At 66.8% G+C, this 27,000-nt stretch carries 25 protein-coding genes and 2 pseudogenes; 11 read left to right on the top strand and 16 right to left on the bottom strand.

Translation table 11 applies throughout. The annotated features are described in order from the left end of the window. Positions 1–281 precede the first annotated feature (281 nt). The 7 genes from OR37_RS18845 to glyA form a co-directional block, all read right to left on the bottom strand. Positions 282–2,420, bottom strand: a complete 2,139-nt coding sequence (locus OR37_RS18845; protein ID WP_004623627.1) for a sodium-translocating pyrophosphatase — start codon at positions 2,418–2,420, stop codon at positions 282–284. 244 nt (positions 2,421–2,664) lie between these two features. Beyond that, positions 2,665–3,156: a flagellar basal body-associated FliL family protein gene (locus OR37_RS18840; protein ID WP_004623625.1), complete on the bottom strand. Its 492-nt coding sequence runs from the start codon at positions 3,154–3,156 to the stop codon at positions 2,665–2,667. Between the two features lie 112 nt (positions 3,157–3,268). Continuing rightward, positions 3,269–4,327, bottom strand: coding sequence for a thiamine-phosphate kinase (gene thiL / locus OR37_RS18835; protein WP_004623623.1), 1,059 nt, complete (start codon positions 4,325–4,327; stop codon positions 3,269–3,271). Further along, a complete protein-coding gene (gene nusB / locus OR37_RS18830) occupies positions 4,287–4,736 on the bottom strand; it encodes a transcription antitermination factor NusB (RefSeq protein WP_004623621.1) in 450 nt (149 codons plus the stop codon). The genes thiL and nusB overlap by 41 nt, the downstream gene beginning before the upstream one ends. After that, positions 4,733–5,197 carry a 6,7-dimethyl-8-ribityllumazine synthase gene (gene ribH / locus OR37_RS18825; protein ID WP_004623620.1) on the bottom strand — a complete coding sequence of 155 codons (465 nt, stop codon included), beginning with the start codon at positions 5,195–5,197 and terminating at the stop codon, positions 4,733–4,735. Before ribH ends, nusB begins: the two co-directional genes overlap by 4 nt. A gap of 64 nt (positions 5,198–5,261) precedes the next feature. Beyond that, on the bottom strand, positions 5,262–5,735 hold the full coding sequence (gene nrdR / locus OR37_RS18820; RefSeq protein ID WP_004623619.1) for a transcriptional regulator NrdR: 474 nt from the start codon (positions 5,733–5,735) through the stop codon (positions 5,262–5,264). A 32-nt stretch (positions 5,736–5,767) separates the two neighbouring features. Continuing rightward, a complete protein-coding gene (glyA, locus tag OR37_RS18815; RefSeq protein ID WP_004623618.1) occupies positions 5,768–7,054 on the bottom strand; it encodes a serine hydroxymethyltransferase in 1,287 nt (428 codons plus the stop codon). Between the two features lie 161 nt (positions 7,055–7,215). On the opposite strand from glyA, the gene OR37_RS18810 reads away from it, so the two are divergent. Further along, positions 7,216–7,662, top strand: a complete 447-nt coding sequence (locus OR37_RS18810; protein WP_004623617.1) for a MucR family transcriptional regulator — start codon at positions 7,216–7,218, stop codon at positions 7,660–7,662. A 100-nt stretch (positions 7,663–7,762) separates the two neighbouring features. On the opposite strand, the gene hemA is transcribed toward OR37_RS18810, so the two are convergent. The 5 genes from hemA to OR37_RS18785 form a co-directional block, all read right to left on the bottom strand. Further along, positions 7,763–8,989, bottom strand: coding sequence for a 5-aminolevulinate synthase (hemA, locus tag OR37_RS18805; RefSeq protein ID WP_004623616.1), 1,227 nt, complete (start codon positions 8,987–8,989; stop codon positions 7,763–7,765). A 300-nt stretch (positions 8,990–9,289) separates the two neighbouring features. Next, a complete protein-coding gene (locus tag OR37_RS18800; protein ID WP_004623615.1) occupies positions 9,290–10,087 on the bottom strand; it encodes a class I SAM-dependent methyltransferase in 798 nt (265 codons plus the stop codon). A gap of 58 nt (positions 10,088–10,145) precedes the next feature. Then, positions 10,146–11,198, bottom strand: a complete 1,053-nt coding sequence (locus OR37_RS18795) for an enoyl-CoA hydratase/isomerase family protein (protein ID WP_004623614.1) — start codon at positions 11,196–11,198, stop codon at positions 10,146–10,148. Between the two features lie 7 nt (positions 11,199–11,205). Further along, positions 11,206–11,793 carry a histidine phosphatase family protein gene (locus OR37_RS18790; protein WP_004623613.1) on the bottom strand — a complete coding sequence of 196 codons (588 nt, stop codon included), beginning with the start codon at positions 11,791–11,793 and terminating at the stop codon, positions 11,206–11,208. Between the two features lie 7 nt (positions 11,794–11,800). Continuing rightward, positions 11,801–12,940, bottom strand: a complete 1,140-nt coding sequence (locus OR37_RS18785) for an isobutyryl-CoA dehydrogenase (protein ID WP_004623612.1) — start codon at positions 12,938–12,940, stop codon at positions 11,801–11,803. A 249-nt stretch (positions 12,941–13,189) separates the two neighbouring features. On the opposite strand from OR37_RS18785, the gene OR37_RS21205 reads away from it, so the two are divergent. The 4 genes from OR37_RS21205 (at position 13,190) to OR37_RS18765 (ending at position 16,754) form a co-directional block, all read left to right on the top strand. Next, on the top strand, positions 13,190–13,642 hold the full coding sequence (locus OR37_RS21205) for a DUF2147 domain-containing protein (protein WP_004623608.1): 453 nt from the start codon (positions 13,190–13,192) through the stop codon (positions 13,640–13,642). 140 nt (positions 13,643–13,782) lie between these two features. Then, the gene (locus tag OR37_RS18775; RefSeq protein WP_004623605.1) at positions 13,783–15,282 is read left to right on the top strand and encodes a flavin-containing monooxygenase; all 1,500 of its coding nucleotides are present in this window, start codon (positions 13,783–13,785) and stop codon (positions 15,280–15,282) included. Between the two features lie 75 nt (positions 15,283–15,357). Continuing rightward, positions 15,358–16,362, top strand: coding sequence for a porphobilinogen synthase (hemB, locus tag OR37_RS18770; RefSeq protein WP_004623604.1), 1,005 nt, complete (start codon positions 15,358–15,360; stop codon positions 16,360–16,362). Then, the gene (locus OR37_RS18765; RefSeq protein WP_004623601.1) at positions 16,359–16,754 is read left to right on the top strand and encodes an NUDIX hydrolase; all 396 of its coding nucleotides are present in this window, start codon (positions 16,359–16,361) and stop codon (positions 16,752–16,754) included. Before hemB ends, OR37_RS18765 begins: the two co-directional genes overlap by 4 nt. On the opposite strand, the gene OR37_RS18760 is transcribed toward OR37_RS18765, so the two are convergent. Further along, complete coding sequence (locus tag OR37_RS18760; protein ID WP_004623600.1) at positions 16,751–17,356, bottom strand: TetR/AcrR family transcriptional regulator; 606 nt, start codon at positions 17,354–17,356, stop codon at positions 16,751–16,753. The two genes, OR37_RS18765 and OR37_RS18760, sit on opposite strands and share 4 nt — an antisense overlap. A 73-nt stretch (positions 17,357–17,429) precedes the next feature. Here OR37_RS18760 and OR37_RS18755 point away from each other — a divergent pair, with 73 nt between their 5' ends. From OR37_RS18755 to OR37_RS22260, 4 genes and pseudogenes are all read left to right on the top strand, one after another. Further along, positions 17,430–18,272, top strand: coding sequence for a metal-dependent hydrolase (locus OR37_RS18755; RefSeq protein ID WP_004623598.1), 843 nt, complete (start codon positions 17,430–17,432; stop codon positions 18,270–18,272). A 71-nt stretch (positions 18,273–18,343) separates the two neighbouring features. After that, positions 18,344–19,324 (top strand): c-type cytochrome, encoded by a 981-nt coding sequence (locus OR37_RS18750; protein ID WP_004623595.1) that lies wholly within the window; start codon positions 18,344–18,346, stop codon positions 19,322–19,324. A gap of 190 nt (positions 19,325–19,514) precedes the next feature. Then, positions 19,515–19,830: pseudogene (locus OR37_RS18745) on the top strand (GIY-YIG nuclease family protein). Positions 19,831–19,879: 49 nt separating this feature from the next. Next, positions 19,880–19,966: pseudogene (locus tag OR37_RS22260) on the top strand (hypothetical protein); the annotation flags it as partial. 26 nt (positions 19,967–19,992) lie between these two features. Here the strand turns inward: OR37_RS22260 and glyS are convergent. Together glyS and OR37_RS18735 are read right to left on the bottom strand one after the other, a co-directional pair. Beyond that, positions 19,993–22,119 carry a glycine--tRNA ligase subunit beta gene (gene glyS / locus OR37_RS18740; protein ID WP_004623591.1) on the bottom strand — a complete coding sequence of 709 codons (2,127 nt, stop codon included), beginning with the start codon at positions 22,117–22,119 and terminating at the stop codon, positions 19,993–19,995. Positions 22,120–22,124: 5 nt separating this feature from the next. Beyond that, on the bottom strand, positions 22,125–23,024 hold the full coding sequence (locus OR37_RS18735) for a glycine--tRNA ligase subunit alpha (protein ID WP_004623588.1): 900 nt from the start codon (positions 23,022–23,024) through the stop codon (positions 22,125–22,127). A gap of 352 nt (positions 23,025–23,376) precedes the next feature. Between OR37_RS18735 and OR37_RS18730 the strand changes: the two genes are divergently transcribed. Continuing rightward, on the top strand, positions 23,377–25,776 hold the full coding sequence (locus tag OR37_RS18730) for a TonB-dependent receptor (protein WP_004623587.1): 2,400 nt from the start codon (positions 23,377–23,379) through the stop codon (positions 25,774–25,776). A 62-nt stretch (positions 25,777–25,838) separates the two neighbouring features. On the opposite strand, the gene OR37_RS18725 is transcribed toward OR37_RS18730, so the two are convergent. After that, entirely contained in the window at positions 25,839–26,162 is a 324-nt protein-coding gene (locus OR37_RS18725) for a hypothetical protein (protein WP_004623584.1), read from the bottom strand. Between the two features lie 391 nt (positions 26,163–26,553). Between OR37_RS18725 and OR37_RS18720 the strand changes: the two genes are divergently transcribed. Further along, positions 26,554–26,892 carry a P-II family nitrogen regulator gene (locus OR37_RS18720; RefSeq protein WP_004623580.1) on the top strand — a complete coding sequence of 113 codons (339 nt, stop codon included), beginning with the start codon at positions 26,554–26,556 and terminating at the stop codon, positions 26,890–26,892. Positions 26,893–27,000: the final 108 nt, after the last annotated feature.

Here is a 27,000-nt window from a genome sequence, read left to right as displayed (position 1 = left end):
CGACGCGCTGAGCCGGATGGACCTCGAGGACGTGTACTAGACCGCCCTCGCTTTTCGCCGCCACCAATCCCGATCTCCCCGGCGAATACCGGGGCCCAGCTCGAACCCACGAGCGTTCGACACGCGCAATGGGCGCACCTCGGATCATCCCGACCGCTCCGGATGCCTCTGGACCCCGCCATTCGCCGGGGAGGTCGGGGCAAGAGGTGGTGTTCAACGCCTAAAGCAGAACGCCCCGGAGTCTCCTCCGAGGCGTTCGACGTTTCACGCCGCGCCGAGGATCAGCCGGCGTGGGCCAGGACCGCCAGCAGCAGCAGGGCCACGATGTTGGTGATCTTGATCATCGGGTTCACGGCCGGGCCCGACGTGTCCTTGTAGGGGTCGCCGACCGTGTCGCCGGTGACGGCGGCCTTGTGGGTCTCGCCGCCCTTCTTGTGCAGGACGCCGTTCTTGTCGGTGAAGCCTTCCTCGATCACCTTCTTGGCGTTGTCCCAGGCGCCGCCGCCGCTGGTCATCGAGATGGCGACGAACAGGCCGGTGACGATCACGCCCATCAGCATGGCGCCGAGGGCGGCGAAGGCGTCGACCTTGCCGGCGATGGCCTTGATCACGAAGAACAGCACCACCGGCGAGACGACCGGCAGCAGGCTGGGCACGATCATCTCGCGGATCGCCGCCTTGGTCAGGATGTCCACCGCCTTGCCATACTCCGGCTTCACCTCGCCGGTCATGATGCCCGGGTTTTCGCGGAACTGACGACGGACCTCCGCGACCACCGACTCGGCGGCGCGCCCGACGGCGGTCATCGACAGGCCGCCGAACAGGAACGGCAGCAGGCCGCCGAACAGCAGGCCGACCACGACATAGGGGTTGGACAGGTCGAAGGTCACCGGACCCATGCCGTCGAAGAAGCTGCCCGACGCGGCGTGCGCCGAGAAGAACTTCAGGTCCTCGGTATAGGCGGCGAACAGCACCAGGGCGCCCAGGCCGGCCGAACCGATGGCGTAACCCTTGGTCACGGCCTTGGTGGTGTTGCCCACGGCGTCGAGGGCGTCGGTGGTGACGCGGACCTCGGGCGGCAGCCCCGCCATCTCGGCGATGCCGCCGGCGTTGTCGGTGACCGGACCGAAGGCGTCCAGGGCGACGATGAAGCCAGCCAGCGACAGCATGGTGGTGGTGGCGATGGCGATGCCGAACAGGCCCGCCAGATTAAAGGTCACCACGATGCCGACGATGATGGTCAGGGCCGGCAGGGCCGTGGCTTCCAGCGACATGGCCAGACCCTGGATCACGTTCGTGCCGTGCCCCGAGACGCTGGCCTGCGCCACCGACTTGACCGGACGGAAGCCGGTGCCGGTATAGTACTCGGTGATCATCACGATCGCGGCCGTGACGGCCAGGCCGACCAAGCCGCAATAGAACAGGCCGTCGGCCGTATAGCTGCGCGTGGCGGTCTCGACCGTGGTCGGCACCAGCTGATGCAGCACGTACCAGACGGCCGGGATCGACAGCGCGCCCGTGACGATCAGGCCCTTATAGAGCGCGCCCATGATGTTGTTGTTCTTGCCCAGGCGGACGAAGAACGCGCCGATGATCGAGGTGACGATGCACACCGCGCAGATCGCCAGCGGCAGCAGCATCATCGCCGACACCGCCTCGGTCCCGCGGAAGAAGATCGCCGCCAGCACCATGGTGGCGACGGTGGTCACCGCATAGGTCTCGAACAGGTCGGCGGCCATGCCGGCGCAGTCGCCGACGTTGTCGCCAACGTTGTCGGCGATGGTCGCGGCGTTGCGGGGGTCATCTTCCGGGATGCCGGCTTCCACCTTGCCCACCAGGTCGCCGCCCACGTCGGCGCCCTTGGTGAAGATGCCGCCGCCCAGACGGGCGAAGATCGAGATCAGCGAGGCGCCGAAGCCCAGGGCCACGAGGGCGTCCACGACTTCGCGGCTGGTGGGCTCAAGGCCCAGAACGCCGGTCAGCACGTAGTAGTAGCCCGCCACGCCCAGCAGGGCGAAGCCGGCGACCAGCATCCCGGTGACGGCGCCCGAGGTGAAGGCCAGCGACAGGCCCTTGGAAAGCCCTTCGGACGAGGCCTGGGCCGTGCGGACGTTGGCGCGCACCGAGATCAGCATCCCGGCGAAGCCCGCCGCGCCGGACAGCACCGCGCCGACCAGGAAGCCCAGGGCGGCCCAATGGCCGATCAGGACATAGACGGCGACGAGGATGACCACGCCGACGATCGAGATGGTGAGATATTGCCGACGCAGATAGGCTTGCGCGCCCTCCTGGATCGCCGCGGCGATCTCCTGCATCCGCGCGTTGCCGGGCGACGCCCGCATCAGACTGGCCGTCTGCACCGCGCCATAGAGCACCGCCAGCAGCCCGGCCCCGATGGCCAGATAAAGCCAAAGACTCATAAGCTCTTCACCCCTTCGCGCTTCCAATCACGAGGGGGATGCCGGTCCCGGCGGCTGGAGGTAATGACACACGTCAAACCCACGCCCGGATCGACGGGCGGGCCTTTGGCCTCGTGCCCCCTCGATGCTCCCAATATGACGCCGGAACAGCGTCATCCCAAGGAGACTGTCAGATGGTCCAGGAGCGCGCAACCCGTGTCGGGACAAGCGTTTGGCGTCGCTTTCGCCGTACCGGAAGATGGAATCAGGGATCGAGGTCCGGATTCGACGCCGGCTTGGCCCCGCCCGGCTTAGGCGGCATCAGCTGCTGACGAGGGATCTGCTTGGTGATCTCGACGGACGCGAACTTGCCCTTGCCGGTCAGCAGATTGGCCTGCTCCAGCACGAAGCGGGTCAGTTTTGGACCATCGACCTCTTTCCAGGTGTCGGGCCGGACGAACGGCGTCTTGTAGGCGGCGCGGATGATCGCGTCGCGCAAGGCCGGCTCCTTGCCCTCGAACATGGCGATATCGGTGCCCGAGGTCAGCTTCAGGGTCATGCTGACGAAGACATAGTTGACGATACGACCGTTGACGATGATCGGGATCGTGATCGCCTGAAGCTTGATCGTCGGGTCGAGCGCCTGGCCGTCCCCCTCTTTTTTCTTCTCTTCCTTCTTCTCGCCCGCGAAGGCCGGGCTGGCCGCCAGGACGCAGGCGCCCGCGAGAACGAGGCGGCGGGAAAGGGTGAGCGGCATGATCGTGTCCGTCCTTGACCGGCGGGATGGGCGTCCTCGGGCTAAAGGCTCTAAATCAAATGTTTAGAGCGTGAGATAAGCTGAAACCGGTTCTCACTTTCAGCCTCACGCTCTAGCCGTGCAGCCAGCCGAGGCGGGACGGCGTCACATCGCGGCCCCTGTAATAGGCGCTGACCCCCTCGCCTTCCACGAACTCGCCGATTTCGCTGACCTTCACGCCGGCGGCGGCGGCGGCCACGCGGAAGTTCCACGCTTCGTTGGGATCGACGGCGCAGACGATCTCGTAATCGTCGCCGCCCGACGCCAGGGAGATGCGGCCCTCGACCTGTTCGGGTTGCTGGTCCAGCCAGGCCTGGGCGCCCGGCGACAGCGGCAGGCGCTCCAGATCGACGCGCACGCGGCAACCGCTGGCCTTGGCGATGTGCGAGCTGTCGGCCAAGAGACCGTCCGAGACGTCCGCGGCGGCCTTGGCGTGGATGCGCATGGCGTCGCGCAGCGTGACGCGCGGCTCTGGCTGCCGATAGCGGCGCAGCATGGCGCCATCGGCGTCCATCACCTCGCCCCACTGGGCCAGCAGCCCCAGCCAGCCATCGCCGATGGTGCCCGAGACCATCAGGCGGTCGCCGGGCTTGGCCCCCCGTCGCAGGATCGCGCCGCCCTGGGGCGCCCAGCCCAGCAAGGTCGCCGAGACGACCAGCGGGCCCGAGGTCGTGACGGTGTCGCCGCCCAGCAGCGAAATGTCGAAAGCCGCGCCATCCTCGGCGAGGCCCCGGGCGAAGGTCTCGCGCGAGGCGACGTCGGCGCCCGAGGGCCAGCCGACGGCCAGGAAATAGCCGTAGGGCTCGGCCGCCTTGGCGGCGAGATCGGACAGGTTGGTGCGGAGCAGCTTGCGGGCGACGACGTCCAAGGCTTCGTCGGGGAGGAAATGCACGCCCGCCACCATGGCGTCCTTGGTGATGACCAAGTCATAGCCGGGTCTGGACGGCAGCACGGCCGCGTCGTCCAGCAGATCGAGCGCCGCCGGATCGCCCCGCGTCAGCGGGCGCAGGAGCCGTTCGATATGATCGAATTCCGTCGCGGGCGCCACCGCCGTGGGCGGGGCGTCGTCTTCAGCGAACCAGTCTTCTTCGTCAGTCTCTTGCATCACGAGCGATCGCGTCGAGGGCGCCATTGATGAAGCCTGACTCAGGACCCTCAAAAAAGGATTTCGCGATCTCGACGTATTCGTTGATCACCACCTCCGTGGGGACGTCCGGGCGGAACATCAGTTCATAGGCGCCGGCGCGCAACACGGCGCGGGCCGTGGCGTCCAGACGATCCAGACGCCAGCCCGAGGCCAGGCGCTTGACGACGCCCTGATCGACCTTCGCCTGGTTGGCCACCACGCCCTTGGCCAGTTCCGCGAAAAACGCCTCGTCGGCGGCGGCCAGCCGCTCGCCCTCGACATCGCGGTCGAAGCGGTGCTCGGAGAACTCGCGGATCACGGAATCGACGCCCGCCCCCGACACTTCCATCTGGTACAGGGCCTGGACGGCGGCCAGACGCGCCACCGAGCGGGGTTGGATACGGTTGCCGCTCATCGGGACTGTCCCAGCAGTTGACGCTTGAGGGCGATGGTTTCGAGGCAGGCCTTGGCCGCGCCCCCGCCCCGGTCGCCCTCGCTGACCTTGGCCCGCGCCCAGGCCTGGGCCTCGTCGTCCACCGCCAGCACGCCAAACCCGATCGGCAAGCGCCGACCGATGCCCAAATCCTGCAGGCCCCGCGCGGTCTCGTGAGCGACCAGCTCGAAATGGTAGGTCTCGCCGCGAATGACGCAGCCCAGCGCCACATAGCCGTCATAGCGCACGCCGACGGGCCGATGACCGGCCTCTTCGGCGATCGCGATGGCCGTCGGGATCTGAAGAGCGCTGGAGACCGTGATCACGTCATAGGCGGCGCCTTGGGCTTCGATCGCCTGGGCGGCTCCGCGCAGCAGTTCGTCGGCGACGCCGGAATGGCTCCGGCTCTCCACGACCAGCAGGCGGATGTTGTCGTCTACCATCTAGCTCGAATCTCCACGGCCACGCGCGCGGCGCGATCAGAAACACACATCAAGGATTAAGGAACTATAGCTCGTCTTCGACGACGTCGCTCAGCCCTTCTTCGGTCAGGAACTTGGCGAAGTCGCCGGTTTCCTTGAAATCCCGATAAACGGACGCGTAGCGGACATAGGCCACGTCATCGAGGGATTTCAACGCCTTCATGACCATTTCGCCCACGGTCGACGACGGCAGCTCGGTTTCGCCCATGCTTTCCAGTTGGCGGACGATGCCGTTGATCATCCGCTCGACCCGTTCGCCCTCGACCGGACGCTTCTGGGTCGCCAGCGCGATCGAGCGGACCAGCTTGTCGCGATCGAACGGCGAACGCCGGCCCGAGCGCTTCAGGATGATCAGCTCGCGCAGTTGAACGCGTTCGAAGGTGGTGAAGCGGCCGCCGCATTCCGGGCACATCCGGCGACGGCGGATGGCCGCGCCGTCTTCCGACGGGCGGCTGTCCTTGACCTGGCTTTCGGCGTGTCCGCAGAAGGGGCAACGCATGATGTGGCCCCTCCCGCGAAGCCCAGGGACAATTAGTTGTAGATCGGGAAGCGAGCCGTCAAGGCCAGCACTTCCTCGCGCACCTTGGCTTCGACGGCGGCGTTGCCGTCCGCGCCGTTGGCCGCCAGACCATTGACGACCTCGCCAATCAGCTCACCCACGCGGGTGAACTCAGCTTCCTTGAAGCCGCGCGTCGTACCGGCCGGCGTCCCCAGGCGAATGCCCGAGGTGATGGTGAACGGCGCGGTGTCGAACGGCACGCCGTTCTTGTTGCAGGTCATGTGGGCGCGCTCGAGGCTATGCTCGGCGTCGCGGCCCGTCACGCCCTTCGGACGCAGATCGACCAGCATCAGGTGGCTGTCGGTGCCGCCCGAGACGATATTGACGCCCGACTTGAGCAGAGCGTCGGACAGCGCCCTGGCGTTGGCGATGATCTGGCGGGCGTATTCCTTGAACGACGGCTGGAGGGCTTCGCCGAACGCCACGGCCTTGGCGGCGATGACGTGTTCCAGCGGACCGCCCTGCAGGCCCGGGAAGACGGCCGAATTGACCTTCTTGATGATGGCTTCGTCGTTGGTCAGCACCAGGCCGCCGCGCGGACCGCGCAGGGTCTTGTGCGTGGTGGTGGTGACGATGTGGGCGTGTGGAATCGGGTTCGGATAGGCGCCGCCCGCGATCAGGCCGGCATAGTGGGCCATGTCGACCATCAGGTAGGCGCCGATGCTGTCGGCGATCTCGCGGAACTTGGCGAAGTCGATCTGGCGGCTGTAGGCGCTGCCGCCGGCGATGATCAGCTTGGGCTTTTCGCGCTGGGCGACCTCGGCCACGCCGTCATAATCGATCAACTGGTCCTGCTGACGGACGGTGTAGCTGATCGGCTTGAACCACTTGCCCGACTGGTTGGCGGGGCTGCCGTGCGTCAAATGGCCGCCGGCGGCCAGGTCCATGCCCAGGAAGGTGTCGCCCGGCTGCAGCAGGGCCATGAACACCGCCTGGTTGGCCTGCGAGCCCGAGTGCGGCTGGACGTTGGCGAAGCCGGCGCCGAACAGCGCCTTGGCGCGTTCGATGGCGATCGTCTCGATCTCGTCGACATATTCGCAGCCGCCGTAATAGCGCTTGCCGGGATAGCCCTCGGCGTACTTGTTGGTCAGGATCGAGCCCTGGGCCTGCAGAACGGCCTTGGAGACGATGTTCTCCGAGGCGATCAGCTCGATCTGGTTTTGCTGACGTTCCAGCTCCCGACCGATGCGGTCGAAGATGTCTGCGTCCGCGGTGGCGAGGTCCGCGCCGAAAAAGGCGCTGGTGTTGGCTTGGGTCATGACGCTCTCCAGGCGTTTCGGGGAGTCAGCAGAGGCGCCCTCTTTAACGGGATAGGCGCGGCGATCAATCTCGGAACCACATTCGCGACCGCGCGTTGCAGTCCCGCAGGGCGTCGCTCAACCCCTGCGGAGTTCGAACGACAAAGGGAATGGGGTATCTCATGGCGTCTCAGGGTAATGGCGGCAGCGAAACGACAAACGGCCGCGAGGTGGACATCCTGGGATTGAGCACGGAGATCGTGGCGGCCTATGTCGGCCAGAACACCGTCTCGCAGTCCGCCCTTCCGGAATTGATCCGCACCGTGCACGAAGCGCTGACCGCGCTGGGCGGCGGCGGCGAACCGCAGCGTCCGGTCGAGAAGGCCAAGCCGGCCGTGCCCGTCGGCCGCTCGGTGCAGCACGACTACATCGTCTGCCTCGAGGATGGGAAGAAGCTCAAGATGCTCAAGCGCTACCTGCGCTCGCATTACGACATGAGCCCCGAGGAATACCGCCGCAAATGGGGTCTGCCGCCGGACTATCCGATGGTGGCCCCGGCCTATGCGGCTCGTCGCTCGGACTTCGCCAAGCAGATCGGGCTGGGCAAGGGCGTGCGGCGGGGCAGTTAGCGCCGTCCGACCGTTTAGTCGCGCGAACGCCGCCGGACTCCGGCGGCGTTTTCCGTTTCGACGATGGACGTGGCGGTCGAAATCGAAGGGTTGACCGTCCTTAAGCGGCGTGGCCGCCCATGCGGGCGACGTTGCAGTGGGCCCACAGCTTCTCCATGGCCGCGACCAGCTTGCGCATCATGTCGTCGGTATGGAACGGGGTCGGGGTGAAGCGCAGGCGCTCGGTGCCGCGCGGAACGGTCGGATAGTTGATCGGCTGCACATAGACGCCGAAATCGGCCAGCAGCATGTCGCTGATCATCTTGCAGTGCACCGGATCGCCGACCAGCACGGGGACGATGTGGCTGACGCTGTCCATGACTGGCAGGCCGGCGGCCCGGAACATGGCCTTCAGGGTCGCGGCGCGTTCCTGGTGGATCTCGCGCACTTCCGGGTGCTGCTTGAGCCAACGGACGCTAGCCAGGGCGCCGGCCGTCAGGGCGGGCGGCAGCGACGTCGTGAAAATGAAGCCCGAAGCCATCAAGCGGATGGCGTCCACCACCTCGGCGTCGCCGGTGATGTAACCGCCCATGACGCCGAACGCCTTGCCCAGCGTGCCCTCGATGATGTCGATCTGATCCATCAGGCCTTCGCGCTCGGCGACGCCGCCGCCGCGCGGGCCGTACATGCCGACCGCGTGGACCTCGTCCAGATAGGTCATAGCGCCGTACTGCCTGGCCAGCGCGATCGTGCCGGCGATGTCGGCGATGTCGCCGTCCATCGAATAGACGCTCTCGAAGGCGATCAGCTTGGGCGCGTCGGCCGGGGCCGCCGCCAGCAGGTCCTCGAGGTGCTTCAGGTCGTTGTGCTTGAAGACCTTGCGCGGACCGCCGCCGTTGCGGATGCCGGCGATCATCGAGGCGTGGTTCAACTCGTCCGAGAAGATGATCAGGCCCGGCAGGATCTTCTGGACCACCGACAGGGTCGCCTCGTTCGAGACATAGCCCGAGGTGAACAGCAGCGCGGCTTCCTTGCCGTGCAGATCGGCCAATTCCTGCTCCAGCAGGACGTGATCATGATTGGTGCCCGAGATGTTGCGGGTGCCGCCCGAGCCCGAGCCGTGCGCCTCGACCGCCGCCTTCATGGCGTCGACCACCACCGGATTTTGGCCCTGGCCGAGATAGTCGTTGCTGCACCAGACCACGACCTCGCGTTCCGAACCGTCCTGGCGAGTCCAGGTGGCCCGCGGGAAGGCGCCGCGCTGGCGCTTCAGGTCGGCGAAAACCCGGTATCGGCCCTCGTCGCGGATCTGGTCGACGGCGCTGCGGAACGCGGCTTTGTAATCCATCACGATCTCTAAACCGTCGGCCGATTGCTCCGGCGGTCCCCTAAATCAATGCTCGGCTTTTCGCACCGTGCGCCCTAGCTGTCCATCTAGGGGCATTTACCTAGCGATTTGAAGCCCGCGATTGGACGCATCGCCTGCGATGACAACCGAAACGCGGACCTTCGCTGTTGAAGGATTAACAGCGGAAAAGCCAGCTTTCCGCAGCGTAATGGCGCGGCCAACGCCAAATGAACCAGACGCGCTGGGCCGATAATAACCGCGCCCGACGGGCGCGGTTATCGAGATCGGCTGGCCCGCCCCTTACCGCGAAGGCTTGCGGAACTTGAAGACGAACTGATCGGTCTTGCCCCGGATCGACGGGTCGAAGACGCCGACCTTGCGGCTATCGGCCGCATCGCGCAGCACCTTGCTCTCGCCCTCGAAGACAAAGCCCGCCGCCGTGACCTCGGACTTCACCACCGCCGAATCGATGCGATGCAGGGTCTCGGTGTCGCGCAGGCCGGAACCCGCCTCGGCCGAGTGGTCGATGACCAGATAGACGCCGCCCGGCTTGAGGGCCTTGAAGATCTGACGGTTCACCACCGACAGATCGGCCGGCCCCATGAACTTGTCGTGCATGTCGTGATAGTTCTGGGCCGTGAACACCAGATCCAGCTTCTCCGGCGTCGAGAAGTTCGGCAGCGTGTTCAGCACCACCGTCACGTTGGAATAGGCCGGGTCGCGGGCGATGGCGTTCACCGCCGGCTCGCGCTTGGCCAGCTTGGTCAGCTCGTCCGGCACATAGGCGTAGACATGGCCCCGGGGACCGACCGCCTTCGACAGAATGCGGGTGAAGTAGCCGCCGCCCGGGATGAGGTCGGCGACCTTCGCGCCCTGCCGCACGCCCGCGAAGGTCAGCACCTCGCCCGGATGGCGATCCTTGTCGCGGATCATGTCGGCGGCCGGACGCGAAGGATCGCTGAGCGCCGCGGCGATGTTGGGAGCGATCGACACCGCGACCGGGCCGGAAGGCGGCGGCGGCGGGGGCCCCATCGTCGGCTCGGTGGCGCAGGCCGCGAGGCCCAGCACGGCGACGAGACTGAGAAGAGGCTTACGCATGGCTATCCTTCCGAACCGACGTGTTCTTGGTTGCGGCGAGGTTAGCCTACCGCAACCGCTACGTCAGCGGCCTCCATTCCTCCGAAGCGGGAAGCGGCGCGAAAATATCGTCCAGCATGGCGTGGGTCACGCCCTCCAGCGTGGCCGGGCTCCAACGCGGGGCGTTGTCCTTGTCGACGATCACCGCGCGCACCCCCTCGATGAAATCGTGCTTCATCACGACCCGCGCGCCGATGCGGTATTCCATGGCCATGTTGTCGGCGAAGTCGGCCATGGCCGCGCCGCGCTTCAACTGTTCGAACGCCACCTTCAGGGTCTGGGGCGACTTGGTCTTGAGCACCTCCAGCTGGGCCTTGCCCCAGTCGCTGGAGTCGAGGGCCAGGAACTCGAAGATTTCCTCGACGCTCTCGCCGACGAACAGACGATTCAAGTCTTGCTCGAAACCCAGCAGCGAGGCCTTGCCTGCGTCGGCGCGGTACTTGCGCAGGATCTCGTCGATCCGGCGCGGGTCGGCGATGATCGCCTTCTTGAGTCCCTCGGTCGCGCCGAACTCGACGAAGTGGGTGGCTATCCCTAGGCGCAGGCAGTCCGCGCCCTTGATCCGCGCCCCGGTCAAGGCCAGCCACAGCCCGGCCTTGCCAGGGAGGCGCGGCAGGTACCAGCCGCCGCCGACGTCGGGGAACAGGCCGATGCCGGTCTCGGGCATGGCGAAGGTGGTGCGCTCGGTGGCGATCCGCACGTGGGCCGGCATCGAAAGGCCGACCCCGCCGCCCATGACGACGCCGTCCATCACCGCCACCACCGGCGTCTCGTAGGTGAACAGCAGGTGGTTCAGCTGATATTCGGTGTGGAAGAACCGCCGGGCCTCGCCTCCGTCCTTGGCGCCGCTCTCGGCCAACATGCGGATGTCGCCGCCGGCGCAGAAGCCTCGTTCGCCCGCATGGTCGATCAGGACCATGTAGATCTCGGGGTCTTCCCGCCAGTCCAGCAGCGCGCCGATCATGGTCTCGCACATGCCCAGCGTCAGGGCGTGCAAGGCCTTGGGCCGGTTCAGGGTGATGCGGCCGACGTTCTTCTCGACGCGGATCAGGACTTCGGGCTCTTCGGTCATGGGGATCCTAGACGGGTTCGCAGTCGAAGCGGTCGACCTGGCCGGCCATCAGGCGATAGACGGCGTCCTGCGGAATGTCTTGGTGCAGAGTCTCGGCCTTCGAAAGCCCCGCATAGACCCCGCGCAGCAGCCGACCGGCGACGCCGTGGCTGACCACGATCAACCGGCGCTCGGGCTCGGCGACCTGCTCGTCGAGCCAGTCGGTGATACGAGCCATCATGGCTTCATAGGTCTCGCCGCCCGGCGCGTGGAAGCCCCAGGCGTCATCGCCGACCAGATGCGGATTCTCGCCGCGCACGTCTTCGCGCAGGCGGTTGGACCACTCGCCGACATCGATCTCCACGAGCCGCTCGTCGGTCGTCACCGACAGGCCCAGCCGCGCGCCGATCGCCTCGGCGGTATCGCGAGCGCGTCGCAGCGGACTGGCGACGATGCGCCAATCGGCCGGCGGATCGCGACGCAACAGGTCGAACAGCATGTCGCCCATGGCCGCCGCCTGGGCGCGGCCCAGCGGCGTCAGATCCGACTCCGACCGCCCCTGCAGGCGCCCCTCGCGATTGTGGAAGGTCTGGCCGTGGCGGCAGAGATAGATCATCAAGCCCTCACTGCCGGAACATCTCGCGGGCGATGATCACGCGCATGATCTCGTTGGTCCCTTCCAGGATCTGGTGCACCCGCAGGTCGCGAACGAGGCGCTCCAGCGGATAGTCCTGCAGGTAGCCGTAGCCGCCATGCAACTGCAAGGCGTCATTGGCGACCTGGAAGCCGGCGTCGGTGGCGAAGCGCTTGGCCATGGCGCACAGCTTGGTCGCCTCGGGATGCTTGTTGTCCAGCGCATGGGCGGCGCGGCGCACCATCAGGCGCGCGGCCTCAAGTTCGGTCGCCATGTCGGCCAGCTTGAACTGCAAGGCCTGGAAGTCCTTCAGCGGCCGGCCGAACTGGTTGCGGGTCTCCAGATAGGCCTTGGCCGTGTCTAGCGCGAACTGGGCGCCGCCCAGCGAACACGAGGCGATGTTCAGGCGGCCGCCGTCCAGGCCCATCATGGCGAAGCGGAAGCCCTCGCCTTCCTGGCCGATGCGGTTCTCGACCGGCACGCGGCAGTTGTCGAAGTTCACCTGGGCGGTCGGCTGGGCGTTCCAGCCCATCTTGCGCTCGTTGGCGCCGAAGCTGAGGCCCGGCGTTCCCTTCTCCACCACGAAGGCCGAGACGCCCTTGGCGCCCTCGCCGCCCGTGCGCGCCATCACGACATAGACGTCGGAGACGCCGCCGCCCGAGATGAAGGCCTTGCCGCCGTTGAGGACGTAATGATCGCCGTCCAGCCTGGCCGTCGTCCGCATGGCCGCGGCGTCCGAGCCCGAGCCGGGCTCGGTCAGGCAGTAGCTGGCGATCAGCTCCATGGTCGTCAGGCGCGGCAGGTAGCGCTGGCGCAGATCGTCCGAGCCGAAGCGGTCGATCATCCACGACGCCATGTTGTGGATGGTCAGATAGGCCGCCACCGGCACGTCGCCGTGGCTGAGGGCCTCGAAAATGATCGAGGCGTCCAGACGCGACAGGCCAGAGCCCCCCACGTCCTCGTTGACATAGATGCCGGCGAAGCCCAGCGCGGCGGCCTGGCGCAGCACGTCGACGGGGAAATGCTTCTTTTCGTCCCATTCGGCCGAATGCGGGGCAAGCTGTCCCTCCGCGAACGCCCGCGCGGCGTCCTGGATCGCGATTTGATCGTCGTTCAGCGCGAAATCCATGCTCGCTTCCTCCGCGTTCGAGGCAGAACCGCCCTCGCCTTCTTGCCGCTGACGTGCCGCGCCGGACGCGGCCTGTCAATCGCGCCCCGACGTCATTTCGGACAGGCGCTCCCGAGGCGGCCTGAAATCCTCCGTTACACGGTGTGAATCGGCGAAACGGCCTCACCCTCTTGATAACCAAGGCCTTTCACCTCAAATGCGCCCTCTTCGGGGATGGCGTCCTCCACGGTTCGATCTGCTCAAACGACCATGCGCTTCTGGAAACTCTCGTTGGCCGCTCTGGCGGCGGTGCTGGGACTGGCCGTGGGCCCGGCCCATGCCGGCGGCGACATCGCGCGCAGCTATGGCGTTTGGCGCAACCCGCACGACACCGTGCACCTCGAGATCAAGGACTGCGGAGCGTCGACCTGCGGCGTCGTGGTCTGGGCCAGCCCCAAGGCCGAGGCCGACGCGCGTCGCTCGGGCGAGGACACCCTGATCGGCAAGCAGTTGCTGCGTGACTTCGAGGCTCAGAAGGACGGCTCGCTGAAGGGCCGCGTCTGGGTCCCCACCCTGAAGATCACCCTGGTCGGTTCGGCCGACATCGTCGACGCCAAGACGATGCGCGCCAAGGGGTGTGTCATCGGCGCCTTCCTGTGCAAGTCGCAGCTCTGGACCCGGATCGACACGCCGGCCCTGATGGCCTCGCGCGCCGCGCCCTGATCTTTTCGCCCGATCGCCAAAACGCCGCTTGATTCAGCGCAAACCTCGCGCGACCCTCTAAGTGTACGTTGATAACCTAAGCGTCCGAAGAGACGCCGGGATCGACATGGCCGCATCGCGGCTCACACGGGAGGAACAGCATGACCGAAGCGGCGACGCTTCCCAAGACCGCGGCGGACGCGGCGACACGACACTTCGACGTCATCATCGTGGGCGCGGGCATATCCGGCGTCGGCGCGGCCTATCATCTGGCCGAGCAGCGACCGGGAACCCGCTTCACGGTGCTGGAGGCCCTGGACAGTTTCGGCGGCACCTGGCTGACCCATACCTATCCCGGCATCCGCTCCGACAGCGACCTCTACACCTTCGGCTATCGGTTCAAGCCGTGGGTCGGTCCTCCGATCGCCACCGCCGCCGAGATCCTGTCCTATATGGGCGAGGTGATCGCCGAGAACGATCTGGCCCGCCACATCCGCTATGGCCGCCGCATCGCCTCGGCCCGCTGGTCCTCGCGGGACAAGCTGTGGACCCTGGAGGTCAACGGCCCCGACGGCCCGGAAACCTACACCACCAACTTCCTCTGGATGTGCCAGGGCTATTACCGCCATTCGGTCGGCTACACGCCCGAGTGGCCCGGCATGGAGGACTTCCAGGGACGCATCGTCCATCCCCAGACCTGGCCGTCGGACCTCGACCTCACCGGCAAGAAGGTGGTCGTGATCGGCTCCGGCGCCACGGCCGCCACCCTGGTGCCCAACATCGCCGGCGACTGCGAGCACGTGACGCTGCTGCAGCGCTCGCCGACCTATTTCGTCCCCGGCCGCAACGAGAACGAGCTGGCCAACACCCTTCGCCAGCTCGAGATCGACGAGTCCTGGATCCACGAGATCGTCCGCAAGAAGGTGCTGTTCGACCAGCACGAGTTCACGCGCCGCGCGATCGAGGAGACCGACGCGGTGAAGACCGAGCTGCTCGAGGGCGTGAAGGCGTTCCTCGGCGAGGACTTCGATATCGCCAAGCACTTCACGCCGCGCTATCGCCCCTGGCGCCAGCGCATCGCCTTCGTGCCGGACGGCGATCTCTTCCAGGGCATCGCCTCGGGCAAGGCGTCGGTCGTCACCGACGAGATCGAGCGCTTCACCCAGACCGGCCTGCTGCTGAAGTCGGGCCAGACCCTGGACGCCGACGTCATCATCACCGCGACGGGCTTCGACCTCTCGGTGCTAGGCGACATCGCCTTCGAGGTCGACGGCGAGCCGCTCGATTTCGCCAAGACCGTGACCTATCGCGGCATGATGTTCACCGGCCTGCCGAACCTCGTCTGGGTTTTCGGCTATTTCCGCGCCAGCTGGACCCTGCGCGCCGACATGATCGGCGACTTCGTCTGCCGGCTGCTGGCCCACATGGACCAGAAGGGCGTCAAGCAGGTCGAGGTCGCGCTGCGCCCCGAGGACCAGGACATGCGGATCGGCGCGTGGATCGATCCCGAGGACTTCAATCCCGGCTACCTGATGCGCAACATGCATCTGCTGCCCCAGGCCGGCGACAAGCCCGAATGGCGTCACACCCAGGACTATTGGACCGAGAAGGACATCTTCCCGGCCATCGACCTGGACGATCCGGCCTTCCGCTACTCGTAGGGTTCCTTCGGGTACCGGGACTCTTAAGGGTCCCGCGATCTTGCCTCGATCGGCGGCGCGGTTCAAATCAACGCCATGACCACGCCGCCCCTCGCGCCCTACCCCGCCTCCCGCCTGCGCCGTCTGCGTCAGGCGGACTGGACCCGTCGCCTCGTCCGCGAGAGCGAGGTTCGCCCGTCCGACCTGATCTGGTCGATGGTCGTGCACGAGGGCGAAGGGACGATCCCGGTGGCCTCGATGCCGGGCGTCGAGCGCCTGTCGGTGAAAGAGGCCGCCAAGGCCGCCGTCCGCGCGCGCGACCTGGGCATCCCGGCCATCGCCATCTTCCCGCACATCGACGGCGCCCGGAAGGACGGGGCCGGCTCGATCGCCGCCGATCCGGACGGCGTGATCCCCCGCGCCGTGAAGGCGATGAAGGACGCCGCGCCCGAGGTCGGGATCATGTGCGACGTGGCGCTGGACCCCTTCACCGACCACGGCCACGACGGCGTCGTCGAGGGCGGTAAGATCCTCAATGACCCCACCATCGAGCGCCTGATCGAACAGGGCTTGGTGCAGGCCGAGGCCGGCGCCGACATCCTGGCCCCGTCCGACATGATGGACGGCCGCATCGGCAAGCTGCGCGCGGCGCTGGAAGGCGCGAACTTCCAGGACACGATGATCATGTCCTACGCCGCCAAGTACGCCTCGGCCTTCTACGGCCCGTACCGCGACGCGATCGGCTCGGCGAAGCTGTCCGCCGGCCAGGGCGACAAGAAGACCTATCAGATGGACCCCGGCAACACCGAGGAGGCGATCCGCGAGGTCGCGCTCGACATCGCCGAGGGCGCGGACATGGTCATGGTCAAGCCGGGAATGCCGTATCTGGATATCGTCCGCCGCCTGGTCGACGAATTCCGGATGCCCACCTACGCCTTCCAGGTGTCGGGCGAATACGCGATGATCATGGCCGCCGCCCAGAACGGCTGGATCGACCATGACCGCGCAATCCTGGAAAGCCTGGCCGCCTTCAAGCGCGCCGGCGCGGCGGGGATCATCACCTATTTCGCGCCGTGGGCGGCGGAAAAGCTGGGCGGGTGACCCGCGTCCTCGACATCGTCACCGCCGTGATCCGAGACGAGGCCGGCCGGATTCTACTTGTCCGCAAGCGCGGGACCTCGACCTTCATGAAGCCCGGCGGCAAGCGTGACGCGGGCGAGAACGACCTGACCACCCTGGCCCGCGAACTGGACGAGGAGCTGGGCTGCCGCTTGGTCCATGCCCAGCTGCTGGGCCATTTCAGCGCCCCGGCCGCCAACGAGGCCGGGTTCACCGTCCAGTCGGCGACCTACCTGGCCACGGTCGCGGGGGACATTGCGCCGCGCGCCGAGATCGAGGAAATCCGCTGGGTCGACCCCGCCACGCCCGGCGACCTGCGCCTGGCGCCGCTGCTGACCGAGCAGGTGCTGCCGGCCTTGCTGGCGCGCGGCTAAACCTTGCCACCCAGGGCGGTGATCCGCCCCTGGACCATCTCCAGCGCCAGCTCGCGCGCCCGCTCGGGCGGCCGTCCCAGCAGCTCGCCCAGCGTCGGACCGAACAGGCCCACCCCGATGGCCAGGATGATGTTCAGCAGGATGAAGTCGATGATCGCCTCGCGGCCGACCCCGGCCTCGCGCGCCACCCGCGTGTCGACCACCTCGTCCACCACCTGACGCACCAGGGTCATCCGACCGCCCTCGCCCGTCATCTCCAGCCAGGCGGCCAGCCTGGCCGCGCCCTTGGCCTCGAACGCGTCGAACAGCGCCTTGGCCCCGAACCCCGGCACGGCCCCCTCCTTCTCGAAGCCCGCGATGACCTGGTCGGCCAGCCGGCGGATCATCCGCTCCATCAGCGCCGTCTCGACCCCGCTGATCGAACCGAAGTGATGGATGACATTGGCGTGGACCACGCCGGCGGCCTTGGCCACGTCGGCCAACTTGATCGCCTGCGGGCCGTGCTCGACCAGCAGCGCCTCGGCGGCGGCCAGGATGTTTTCGCGCGCGGCCTCGGGCGAGCGGCGCACGCGCGCCTTGGGAGCGGTCGGCTCTATTGACATTTTTGTCAGTACAACTCACTGTGCGCCACGAGACGGGCTTTGAGAGCCCTAAACCGGCGGAGCACGGAAAGCCATGACGCAGGCCAAGACTACTCCCACCGACCTCGATGTCGCGCCCCGCGATATCCGTTTCGACCTGGACGCGGCGCGCCAGGGCCACTGGCTGAGCGGCGACCCCGTCGGCACGGCCGTGTTCAACGCCCTGTCCCTGACCTTCCCCGACGGCGAGCGCCTGTTCATGGACGCGGTGAAGAACTATCGGGGACAGCTGAGCGGCAAGCTGCTGGAAGACGCCAAGGGCTTCATCGCCCAGGAAGCCATCCACTCGCGCGAGCACCATCAGCTGAACAGCCTGATCGATCGCCAGCGCTATCCGGTCGCCGAGATCGAGGAGACGATCCGGGGCCGCGTCAAGTTCGCCCGCGAGCGCGGTCCGATGGCGATGCTGATCTCGACGATCGCCCTGGAGCACTTCACGGCGATGATGGCCGAGACCCACGCTCGCCATAGCGATCTGTTCGACGGCGCCGCGCCGGGCATCGAACGCCTGTGGCGCTGGCACGCCATGGAAGAGACCGAGCACAAGGCCGTGGCCTATGACGTCTTCATGGAAGTCACCAAGGACTGGAAGCCGCTGCGCCGCTACCTCGTCCGCTGCCGGGCGATGGCCCTGGTGACCTTGATGTTCACCCGCAACATCACGCTCTACGCCGCCCGCCTGCTGGAGGCTGACGGCTATTCGCGCAAGGCGGCGCTGAAAGCGGTCCGACGGTTCGTCTGGGGTGATCCGGGCGTCTTCCGTCGCGGCTGGAAGACCTATTTCGCCTGGTACCGCCCCGGCTTCCACCCGTGGGACCAGGACGACCGGGAAGCCTTCGCCGACTGGAAGGCCGAGTTCGACGCGGCGGTCGCCTAGCCAGATCAGGCGCCGACGCATAGGGTAGAGCCCGTCGACGCGCCGGGGGCGGCGCGAAAAGGGGCTCGACCATGCGACCGCGCGCGCTTTCGTCCTGGATGATCATCGGCGGGGCCATGGCCGCGCTGGCCGCCTGCCAGCCGGCCAAGCGAACCCCGCCGCCGGGCGCGTCTCTGGCCTGGGCCTATCCCACCGCGCCGAACGCCCCGCTGCCGCCCTATCCCAAGGGCGAACTGCGCGTGCCGGGCAGCGGCGTCGTCTATCAAGGCGAGGCGCTGAACAACGGCGCCGGGCCGCCGGACTGGTTTCCGGCCAACCACCCGCCCGCGCCGCCGTCCGTCGCCAAGGGGCGCAAGGACGTTCTGGCCTGCGCCGAATGCCATCAGATCGAGGGCGGCGGCTATCTGGGCACGCCCAACCTGTCCGGCCTGCCCGCCGAATACATCGTCCAGCAGGTGCGCGAATTCCGCGAAGGCCGCCGCAAGTCCTGGCTCGCCGGCTGGCCGAACAGCTCCGAGATGATCGCCATCGCCCGCAAGGCCACCGACGAGGAGGTCGCCGCCGCAGCCGCCTATTACGCCGCCCTGCCCTACAAGCCGCGCTACCGCGTCGTCGAGGGCGACACGGCGCCGGCCCACAAGCCGGACCACTACGGCTGGTTCGACCGGGTCCCCGGCCAGCCCCCGCAGCCGCTGAACGGCCAGGTGATCGAACTGGCCGAGGACGAGGCGCGGATGCTGATCGCCGATCCCAACTCCGGCGTGGTGGTCCACGCCCCCAAGGGCGCGACGGCCGCCGGCGAGGCCCTGGTCCGCTCCGGCGGCCCGGGCGGTCAGGCGTGTACGAGCTGCCACGGCCCGGGCCTGAAGGGCTCGACCATCGCCCCGCCCCTGGCCGGCCGCTCGGCGGCCTATCTCGCGCGGCAGCTGCTGGACATCAAGACCGGGACTCGCGGCGGCCCGGCGGTGACCCAGATGCAGGGCCCGGCGCGCGGCCTGAGCGACGCGCAGATCCGCGACCTCGCGGTCTATGCGGCGTCGCTCACGCCGTAGGCTTGGTTCGGCGGCCGCCAACACCCCCGTCATCCCGCGCTTCATGCGCGGGACCCATGGTTCAGCTTCAGTGTGAGAGCTTGGGTCCGCGCTTCACTTGCGGCGGACAGATGGGTCCCGCGCATGAAGCGCGGGATGACGAATTGTTACTTTGGGTTGATTATTTGATATAACTCGCGCAGCATCACGCATGGTTCCGCGCGACGCATCCATCGCGGTCTACATCATGACCAACAAGCCCTACGGCACACTTTACATCGGCGTGACGAGCTTGTTCGAGGCTCGGATCGTTCAAGCTGATCAAAGGCTTCACGCAGAAATACGGCCTCACGCGGCTCGTCTGGTACGAGACCCACGAAGACATGACCGTGGCCATTCATCGCGAAAAGCGGATGAAGGAGTGGCCCAGGCAATGGAAGATCAATCTGATCGAGCGCCATAATCCGCGCTGGGACGATCTCTACGATCAAGTGATGAACTGGACGCCAGCGCCACGCCAATTCTGATCTCCAACACCAACAACAGCCGTCATCCCGCGCTTTGTGCGCGGGACCCATGGTTCAGCTTTCACGTGAGAGTTCGATCGAGCTCCGCACTTGCGGCGGACAGATGGGTCCCGCGCATAAAGCGCGGGATGACGGTGAGTTTTGTGCGGTAGAGCTAAACCCCTACCCCGCGATCAGGCCGAAGTCCGCCACCTGGCCCATCGCGTCGCGCACCGCCGCCAGCGTCCGCAGGCGGTTGTCGCGGTGCTCGGGCTCGTTGACGAAGACGCCGTCCAGATAAGCGTCGACCGGGCCGCGCAGTTCGGCCAGCTGGGTCATGGCGCCGGTGAAGTCCTCGGCGTCCAGGGCGTCCTTCAGCGGCTTGGCCAGCAGGCGCAGGGCGTTATAGAGCCCCACCTCGGCGGCGCTGTCGGCGGTCGGCGCTTGCATCTCGCCGGTCGGCAGCGGGCCCTTCTTCTCCTCGGCCTTGAGGATGTTGGAGGCGCGCTTGTAGCCGGCCAGCAGGTTCTTGCCGTCGTCGGTCTTCAGGAAGCCATCCAGGGCCTCGACCCGCGCGACGATGCGCGCCAGATCGTCGTCGCCGAGGGCGAAGACGGCGTCGACGAGGTCGTGACGCTTGCCTTGGTCCTTCAGCACGACTTTCAGACGGTCGGCGAGGAAAGCGATCAGATCGACGGCGACCGCTTCTATTCGCTGCGAGCTCGCACGCTGCGGGCTGCCATCGACCGTCACCAAGGGCTCTTCGCGTTTAAAGCCATCGGTCCGGTCGTGAAAGCCCTGACGATCGTAGAGGAACGCGCCGCTTTGGCGGAGCGGAGCCTTCAGCGAGATACGCAGCTCATTTTCTAGGATGATCCTGATCACGCCCAACGCGGCACGGCGTAGAGCGAACGGATCCTTCGAGCCAGTCGGCTTCTCGTCGATCGCGAAGAAGCCGACCAGAGTGTCCAGCTTATCAGCCAGCGCCACTGCCACGCTGACCGGCGCGGTCGGTACGGCGTCTGAAGGTCCCTGCGGCTTGTAGTGGTCGCGAATCGCATCGGCCACTTCGCCGTTCAGGCCGAACACGCGGGCATAGTAGCCGCCCATGACCCCCTGCAACTCGGGAAACTCGCCGACCATCTGCGAGGTAAGATCAGCCTTGGCCAAGCGCCCGGCTTCCGTCGCCTTGGTCAAATCGGCGCCTATAATGTGCGCGATCTGTCCGGCGAGATCGGTGATCCGCCCGACCCGTTGGGCCATCGTCCCGAGCTTGGCGTGGAAGGTGACGCCATTCAGCTTGTCGAGCCACGGCTCGAAGCCGACCTTGACGTCCTCGTCCCAGAAGAAGCGGGCGTCGGACAGGCGCGAGGACAGCACCTTGGCGTTGCCGGCCGCGATCACCGCGCCGCCGTCGGCCGCCTGGATGTTGGCGATGGTGATGAAGTGCGGGGCCAGGCCCGCCTCGCCGGCCTTGCGGACGGCGAAGTACTTCTGGTGGGTCCGCATCGAGGTTCGGATCACCTCGGGCGGCAGGTCCAGGAACGCCGGGTCCATGTCGCCCAGCACCGGCGTCGGCCATTCGGCGAGGCCCGCGACTTCGTCCAGCAGGCCCTGGTCTTCGACCAATTCCAGGTGACGGGCGAAGCACAGGGTCTTGCAGCCTTCCAGGATGCGGGCTTTCCGCTCCTCGACGTCGAGCACGACGAAGTGCGCTTCCAGGCCCGCCGCGTATTCGTCGAAGTCCTTGGCGACGAACGGCTGGCCGTCCCCCATGAAGCGGTGGCCCTCGGTGACGTCGCCGCTTGGGATGCCCTCGATGGCGAACGGCACGACCTCGCGGTCCAGCACGCACAGAATGCGCTTCAGCGGCCGCACCCAGCGCAGCTTCTTGGTCCCCCAGGTCATCGACTTGGGCCAGGGGAAGCCGCGCACGATGGCCTCGACCATCTCGGCGACGATCTCGGCGGTCGGGCGGCCCTTCTTGTCAATGAAGGCCATGTAGACGCCGTCGCGCTCGACCAGCTGGTCTTGCGAGAGGCCGGTCTTACGCAGGAAGCCTTCCAGGGCTTGCGGCGGGGCGCCGACGCGCGGACCTTTCAGCTCTTCCTGGCGGTCGGCCTGGGCCAGCGGCAGGCCTTCGGCCACCAGGGTCAGGCGGCGCGGGCCGGCGAAGGTCTTCAGCGCCTCGGGCAGGAAGCCGGCGGCGGCCAGGTGCTCGCGCGCCATCCGCTCCAGGTCCTTGGCGGCCTGGGCCTGCATACGGGCGGGGATCTCTTCCGAGAACAGTTCGAGGAGAAGTTGGGGCATGGGAATTACGCGGCGTCCTGCTGATCGACCCAGGCTTGGGCGCAAAGCTTACAAAGGTCGCGGATGCGGCCGATGTAGCTGGCGCGCTCGGCGACGGCGATCGCGCCGCGGGCGTTCATCAGGTTGAAGAGGTGGCTGGCCTTCAGGACCATGTCATAGGCGGGCAGGACGAGGGCTTTGTTGCGGTACGAGCGGGCCAGCATCAGCGGGACCTGCTCTTCCATCTGCTCGAACTGCTGCTTGAGCACGGCGACATCATAGCCGTGGAAATTGGCTTCCGACTGCTGGCGCTCGTTCTCCAGGAACACCTCGCCATAGCTGGTCGCGCCCAGCGGCGAGTCCGGGTCGTTGAACGGCAGGTCGTAGACGTTGTCGACGCCGAACACGTACATGGCCAGGCGCTCCAGGCCATAGGTCAGCTCGCCGGCCACCGGCGAGACGTCCAGGCCGCCGACCTGCTGGAAATAGGTGTACTGCGACACCTCCATGCCGTCGCACCAGACTTCCCAGCCCAGGCCCCAGGCGCCGACGGTGGGGTTCTCCCAGTCGTCCTCGACGAAACGGATGTCGTGGGTGCGCAGATCGAGGCCGATCGCGTCCAGCGAGCCGAGATAAAGGTCCTGCATGTTCTCGGGGTTCGGCTTCAGGATCACCTGATACTGGTAGTAGTGCTGCAGGCGGTTGGGGTTCTCGCCATAGCGGCCGTCGCCCGGACGACGCGAGGGCTGCACATAGGCCGCGTTCCACGGCTTGGGGCCCAGGGCGCGCAGCACCGTGGCCGGGTGCAGGGTGCCCGCCCCCACCTCGACGTCGTGCGGTTGCAGGATCACACAGCCCTGGCGGCTCCAATAGTCATGGAGCGTCAGGATCAGGCTCTGAAAGGATTTTGGTTTTTCGCGCGACATCAATCGAAAAGGGTCTGGGAAGGCGCCACGATCCCGGGCGATCGCGAACCTTGCGTGATTTCCGAAGGCCTGGCGGGGCCTTGAGCCCCTTCAGCTGACGCCGCCCGGCAAACCTCTCCCGGACCCCTGTCCGTCCGAAGTCCGAAGCCGTTTTTCGGAGCGGCGAAGCCCCCGTTTGCGAACGCCTGATTACACATTCCGGGCCTCGCGTCCAACAGCCAGGCCATCCTTTCTCCGCGCCCGGGCCAAGCCCGCCACGCGCCCGTCTCAAATCCTTCGGCGAACCGTCAACGGCCCGACGCCCGCATCCTCTATCGCGGCCAAGCTTCACGGCAAACTGGAGGGGATCAAAATGCGTTTTTCAAAGTGGCTGGTGGCGACGACCGCCATCGCTCTGTCGTTCGTCGGCGCGCAGCAAGCCGCCGCCCGGACCGAACCCGCCGGGGCCAATGCTCCGGCCGTCGACGACAATGTCGCCCTGGACCAGATCATCGTCACCGCTGAAAAGCGTAGCGAAAACCTGCAAACCACCGCCATCTCGATCTCGGTTCTCAGCGGTCAAAACCTCGAGGATCGCCAAGTCTACTCGCTGGCCGATCTGGGCGACGGCGCGATTCCGTCGCTGAAGGTCGCGCCGTTCTTTTCGCGCCCAGGCGCGCTGATCATGAACATCCGCGGCATCGGCGTGCTGTCCGACTCCAACCAGCCCGCCCGCGACCAGGGCGTGGGCATCTATGTCGACGGCGTCTATCTGGGCCGTCCGCAGGGCCTGGGCACCGCGCTCTATGACGTTTCGAGCATCGAGGTCCTGAAGGGCCCTCAAGGCACGCTGTTCGGCCGCAACACCGAGGGCGGCGCGGTCAGCATCACCACGAAGAAGCCCACCGGCGAATTCGGTCTGGTCGCCAAGGCCGGCGTGTCCAACTACAGCGGCTACAGCAGCGAAATGCACCTCGACCTGCCGGCCGTCGCCGGCGTCGCGATCAAGCTGAGCGGCGTGGTCGAGGGCCGCAATGGCTGGGTCAGCAATCCCCTGCCCTCCGCCTCGGATTTCGGCGAGGTCAAGAAGCGCGCCCTGCGCGCTCGCGCCCTGTGGCGTCCGACCGACGATATCAGCGTCGACTACGCCTATGACACCGCGTTCGACTCGACCACCACGCTCTACCAACAACTGCTCGCCCGCAGCACCTATCCGACCGCGCTGAAGACCGCCGCGGCCAATATCGTGCAGGCCGACCGGGCCAAGGTCGCGTCGATCGGCACCTCCCAGCAGCCCAGCGACGGCAACACCTGGGGCCACCGCCTGACGGCCGAATGGAAGGCGATGCCGAGCCTGACCCTGAAGTCGATCACCTCGTATCGCGACCTCAAGCAAGGCCAGTACGACAACGGCTCGGTGGCCACCTCGCCGGGCGTCTACAACGCCTCGGGCAACTTCCAGGGCGTCAATTTCGGCCGCTACAGCCTGGCGACCTTCAACCAGATGCAGTTCAGCCAGGAATTCCAGGTGGTGGGCGAACTGCCTCGCCTGAAGTACGTGGCCGGCGCGCTCTATTACCGCGAGAAGGTGTCGGACGACGCCCGCACCTTCACCACCAACACCTTCACCGACGCGGCGGGCCTGAACAGCACGATCATCAACAACAACCTGGTCAGCTACTCGGCCATCGCGCGCGCCAGCAAGGTCAATACGACCAGCCAGGGCGTGTTCGGCCAGGCCACCTACACCCCGCCGATCCTCGACGACGCCCTGAACATCACCCTGGGCGCGCGTTGGACCCGCGACGAGAAGGTCGGTCAGCTTTATCTGGTCAACGGCGCCCTGCCCGTGGTCAACGGCGTGGCCGCGCCTCGCAACCTCAACACCAGCTGGAAGCGCACCGATCCGCTGGTCAATGTTTCCTACGAACTGAGCAAGACCAGCATGGTCTACGCCAAGTACAGCACCGGCTACCGGTCGGGCGGCGCCAACTCGCGCTCGCTGGTCTACCTGCCGTTCAACCCCGAAACGGCCACCATGTACGAGATTGGCTCGAAGAACGAGTTCTTCGACCGCCGGCTTCGCGTGAACCTGGCCGCCTATACCGGCGACTACAAGGACATCCAGCTGGACTTCTCGGGCCAGTACGTCGGCCGCGACCCGGCGACCGGTCAGTTGGTCACCACGCTGCGGACGACTACCGAAACGATCAACGCGCCGGGCGCGGGCAAGCTGCGCGGCTTCGAGGCGGACGGCGCCTTCGCCGTCAACGCCAACCTGACCCTGTCGGCCAGCTTCGCCTACAACAAGGTCAAGATCCCGGCGACGCTGAATCCGTTCCCGCAGAACGTCAGCGGCGTGCTGACGCAGATCACCGTGCCGATCCCGATCTATCAAGTCTACACGCCGGAGAAGTCGGGCAGCATCGCCATGGACTATGAGCGTCCGTTCCGGGGCCTCAAGGTCGTCGCGCACCTCGACGGCAATTTCAGCGACGGCTTTTATGTCAACTACACCGACGTCGCTTACGACCCCGTCACCCGAGCGGTCACGATCAAGCAGCCGAAGGGCGACTCCTCGTTCATCGTGAACGGCCGTATCTCGCTGGCGGAAATCCCCGCCGGCGGCGGCAAGGCCGCTCTGTCGCTTTGGTCGCGGAACCTGTTCAACGAGGCCCACGTCTTCTATCGCACCTTCAGCGATCTGCAGGGCGAAACCGGGTTCTACAACGAACCGCGCACCTTCGGCTTCGAAGTCAGCGTCAAGATGTAGACCGATCTGATCGTCGAGAGGGGAAGGGCCCGCGCGCGTCGCGGGCCCTTTTCGTTTTCGGACTAGTTGCCCTTCGGCGGGGTGTGACGACCGCCGTTCGACAGCGGACGTCCGTACTTGGCGCGGTTGGCGACGGTGTCCGGGACCGGGGCGTTGGAGACGACGTTCGGGTCGCCCGCCTTCAGCATCGCCTGCTCGTCCGGCGACTTCGAGGACAGCAGCACCACGCCGGAGGTGTTCACCGCCGCGTCCGAGGCGGCCGGCGCCTGCGGCGGCGGCTGGGTCTGGGCGGCGGGATCGGCCATCTGCGCATGGGCGACGCCCGTCGTCAGGGCGGCCGCGGCGGCGGCGGTCAGGAAGCGCCCGAGGGTCTTGGAAGAAATCATGGCGAAGCTCCTTTCGGTTCGAGCGGTTTACGTTCGAAACCCGACTTGGTTCCACGCGAGCGGCCACGCCATCGCGCGGTCGAGGCCCCACGACGGCGCGGGCCCTAGCCTCCCCGCTGGCCGCGGGCCATGGCGGGCTTCCCGTCGCCCCGGATCGCCGGTTTCTGACGCACTCGCGGCGCGACAAGCCTAAAAATTAGGCGCTCTGCCCATTTCGTTTCCAAAACCTTGCCCGCCGCCCCCGTCACGGAACCGTCGCCGATAGCGTGGCCGAGCCGGGGAAACGATGCAGCGCGTAAAGGCGGCGTCGGCGGTGATCACACCGGGGGCGAGTACGCTTCCGAAAACCAAGCAAGCATTGCCCGCGGCTCGGCGGGACGGAGCAAGGCGGATGAAACTGATCATAGCGGTGGTCAAACCCTTCAAGCTGGACGAGGTGCGCGAGGCGCTCGTCGCCGCCGGCGTCGAAGGTCTGACGGTGTCGGAAGTGAAGGGCTACGGCCGTCAGAAGGGCCAGACCGAGATCTATCGGGGCGCGGAGTACCAAGTGAACTTCGTGCCGAAAGTGAAGCTGGAAGCGGTCGTGGACGACGCTTCGGCGGCCAAGGCCGTCGAGGCGGTCAAGGCCGCCGCGGCGACCGGCAAGATCGGCGACGGCAAGATCTTCGTGCTGAACGTCGAGGAAGCCGTCCGCATCCGCACCGGCGAAACCGGCTCGGCCGCGCTGTAACGCATTCGGGAATAAGGGGATACCGACGATGAAACTCACCTTCAAACCGCTGGCCGGGCTGATGCTCGCCGCGACCATCGCGGGGGCCCCGCTGGGGGCGACCGCCTT

Origin of the sequence: Caulobacter vibrioides OR37 (genome assembly GCF_000372645.1) — a bacterium.
GTDB classification, from domain to species: domain Bacteria; phylum Pseudomonadota; class Alphaproteobacteria; order Caulobacterales; family Caulobacteraceae; genus Caulobacter; species Caulobacter vibrioides_E.
Note: the sequence above shows the minus strand (reverse complement) of the source record. Positions and strands in the feature narration are given on the sequence as shown.

Coding starts and splice junctions, on each gene's coding strand:
- OR37_RS18845 (WP_004623627.1), bottom strand. CDS start 2,420: ATGAGTCTTTGGCTTTATCTGGCCATCGGGGCCGGGCTGCTGGCGGTG.
- OR37_RS18840 (WP_004623625.1), bottom strand. CDS start 3,156: ATGCCGCTCACCCTTTCCCGCCGCCTCGTTCTCGCGGGCGCCTGCGTC.
- thiL (WP_004623623.1), bottom strand. CDS start 4,327: ATGGCGCCCTCGACGCGATCGCTCGTGATGCAAGAGACTGACGAAGAA.
- nusB (WP_004623621.1), bottom strand. CDS start 4,736: ATGAGCGGCAACCGTATCCAACCCCGCTCGGTGGCGCGTCTGGCCGCC.
- ribH (WP_004623620.1), bottom strand. CDS start 5,197: ATGGTAGACGACAACATCCGCCTGCTGGTCGTGGAGAGCCGGAGCCAT.
- nrdR (WP_004623619.1), bottom strand. CDS start 5,735: ATGCGTTGCCCCTTCTGCGGACACGCCGAAAGCCAGGTCAAGGACAGC.
- glyA (WP_004623618.1), bottom strand. CDS start 7,054: ATGACCCAAGCCAACACCAGCGCCTTTTTCGGCGCGGACCTCGCCACC.
- OR37_RS18810 (WP_004623617.1), top strand. CDS start 7,216: ATGGCGTCTCAGGGTAATGGCGGCAGCGAAACGACAAACGGCCGCGAG.
- hemA (WP_004623616.1), bottom strand. CDS start 8,989: ATGGATTACAAAGCCGCGTTCCGCAGCGCCGTCGACCAGATCCGCGAC.
- OR37_RS18800 (WP_004623615.1), bottom strand. CDS start 10,087: ATGCGTAAGCCTCTTCTCAGTCTCGTCGCCGTGCTGGGCCTCGCGGCC.
- OR37_RS18795 (WP_004623614.1), bottom strand. CDS start 11,198: ATGACCGAAGAGCCCGAAGTCCTGATCCGCGTCGAGAAGAACGTCGGC.
- OR37_RS18790 (WP_004623613.1), bottom strand. CDS start 11,793: ATGATCTATCTCTGCCGCCACGGCCAGACCTTCCACAATCGCGAGGGG.
- OR37_RS18785 (WP_004623612.1), bottom strand. CDS start 12,940: ATGGATTTCGCGCTGAACGACGATCAAATCGCGATCCAGGACGCCGCG.
- OR37_RS21205 (WP_004623608.1), top strand. CDS start 13,190: ATGCGCTTCTGGAAACTCTCGTTGGCCGCTCTGGCGGCGGTGCTGGGA.
- OR37_RS18775 (WP_004623605.1), top strand. CDS start 13,783: ATGACCGAAGCGGCGACGCTTCCCAAGACCGCGGCGGACGCGGCGACA.
- hemB (WP_004623604.1), top strand. CDS start 15,358: ATGACCACGCCGCCCCTCGCGCCCTACCCCGCCTCCCGCCTGCGCCGT.
- OR37_RS18760 (WP_004623600.1), bottom strand. CDS start 17,356: ATGTCAATAGAGCCGACCGCTCCCAAGGCGCGCGTGCGCCGCTCGCCC.
- OR37_RS18755 (WP_004623598.1), top strand. CDS start 17,430: ATGACGCAGGCCAAGACTACTCCCACCGACCTCGATGTCGCGCCCCGC.
- OR37_RS18750 (WP_004623595.1), top strand. CDS start 18,344: ATGCGACCGCGCGCGCTTTCGTCCTGGATGATCATCGGCGGGGCCATG.
- glyS (WP_004623591.1), bottom strand. CDS start 22,119: ATGCCCCAACTTCTCCTCGAACTGTTCTCGGAAGAGATCCCCGCCCGT.
- OR37_RS18735 (WP_004623588.1), bottom strand. CDS start 23,024: ATGTCGCGCGAAAAACCAAAATCCTTTCAGAGCCTGATCCTGACGCTC.
- OR37_RS18730 (WP_004623587.1), top strand. CDS start 23,377: ATGCGTTTTTCAAAGTGGCTGGTGGCGACGACCGCCATCGCTCTGTCG.
- OR37_RS18725 (WP_004623584.1), bottom strand. CDS start 26,162: ATGATTTCTTCCAAGACCCTCGGGCGCTTCCTGACCGCCGCCGCCGCG.
- OR37_RS18720 (WP_004623580.1), top strand. CDS start 26,554: ATGAAACTGATCATAGCGGTGGTCAAACCCTTCAAGCTGGACGAGGTG.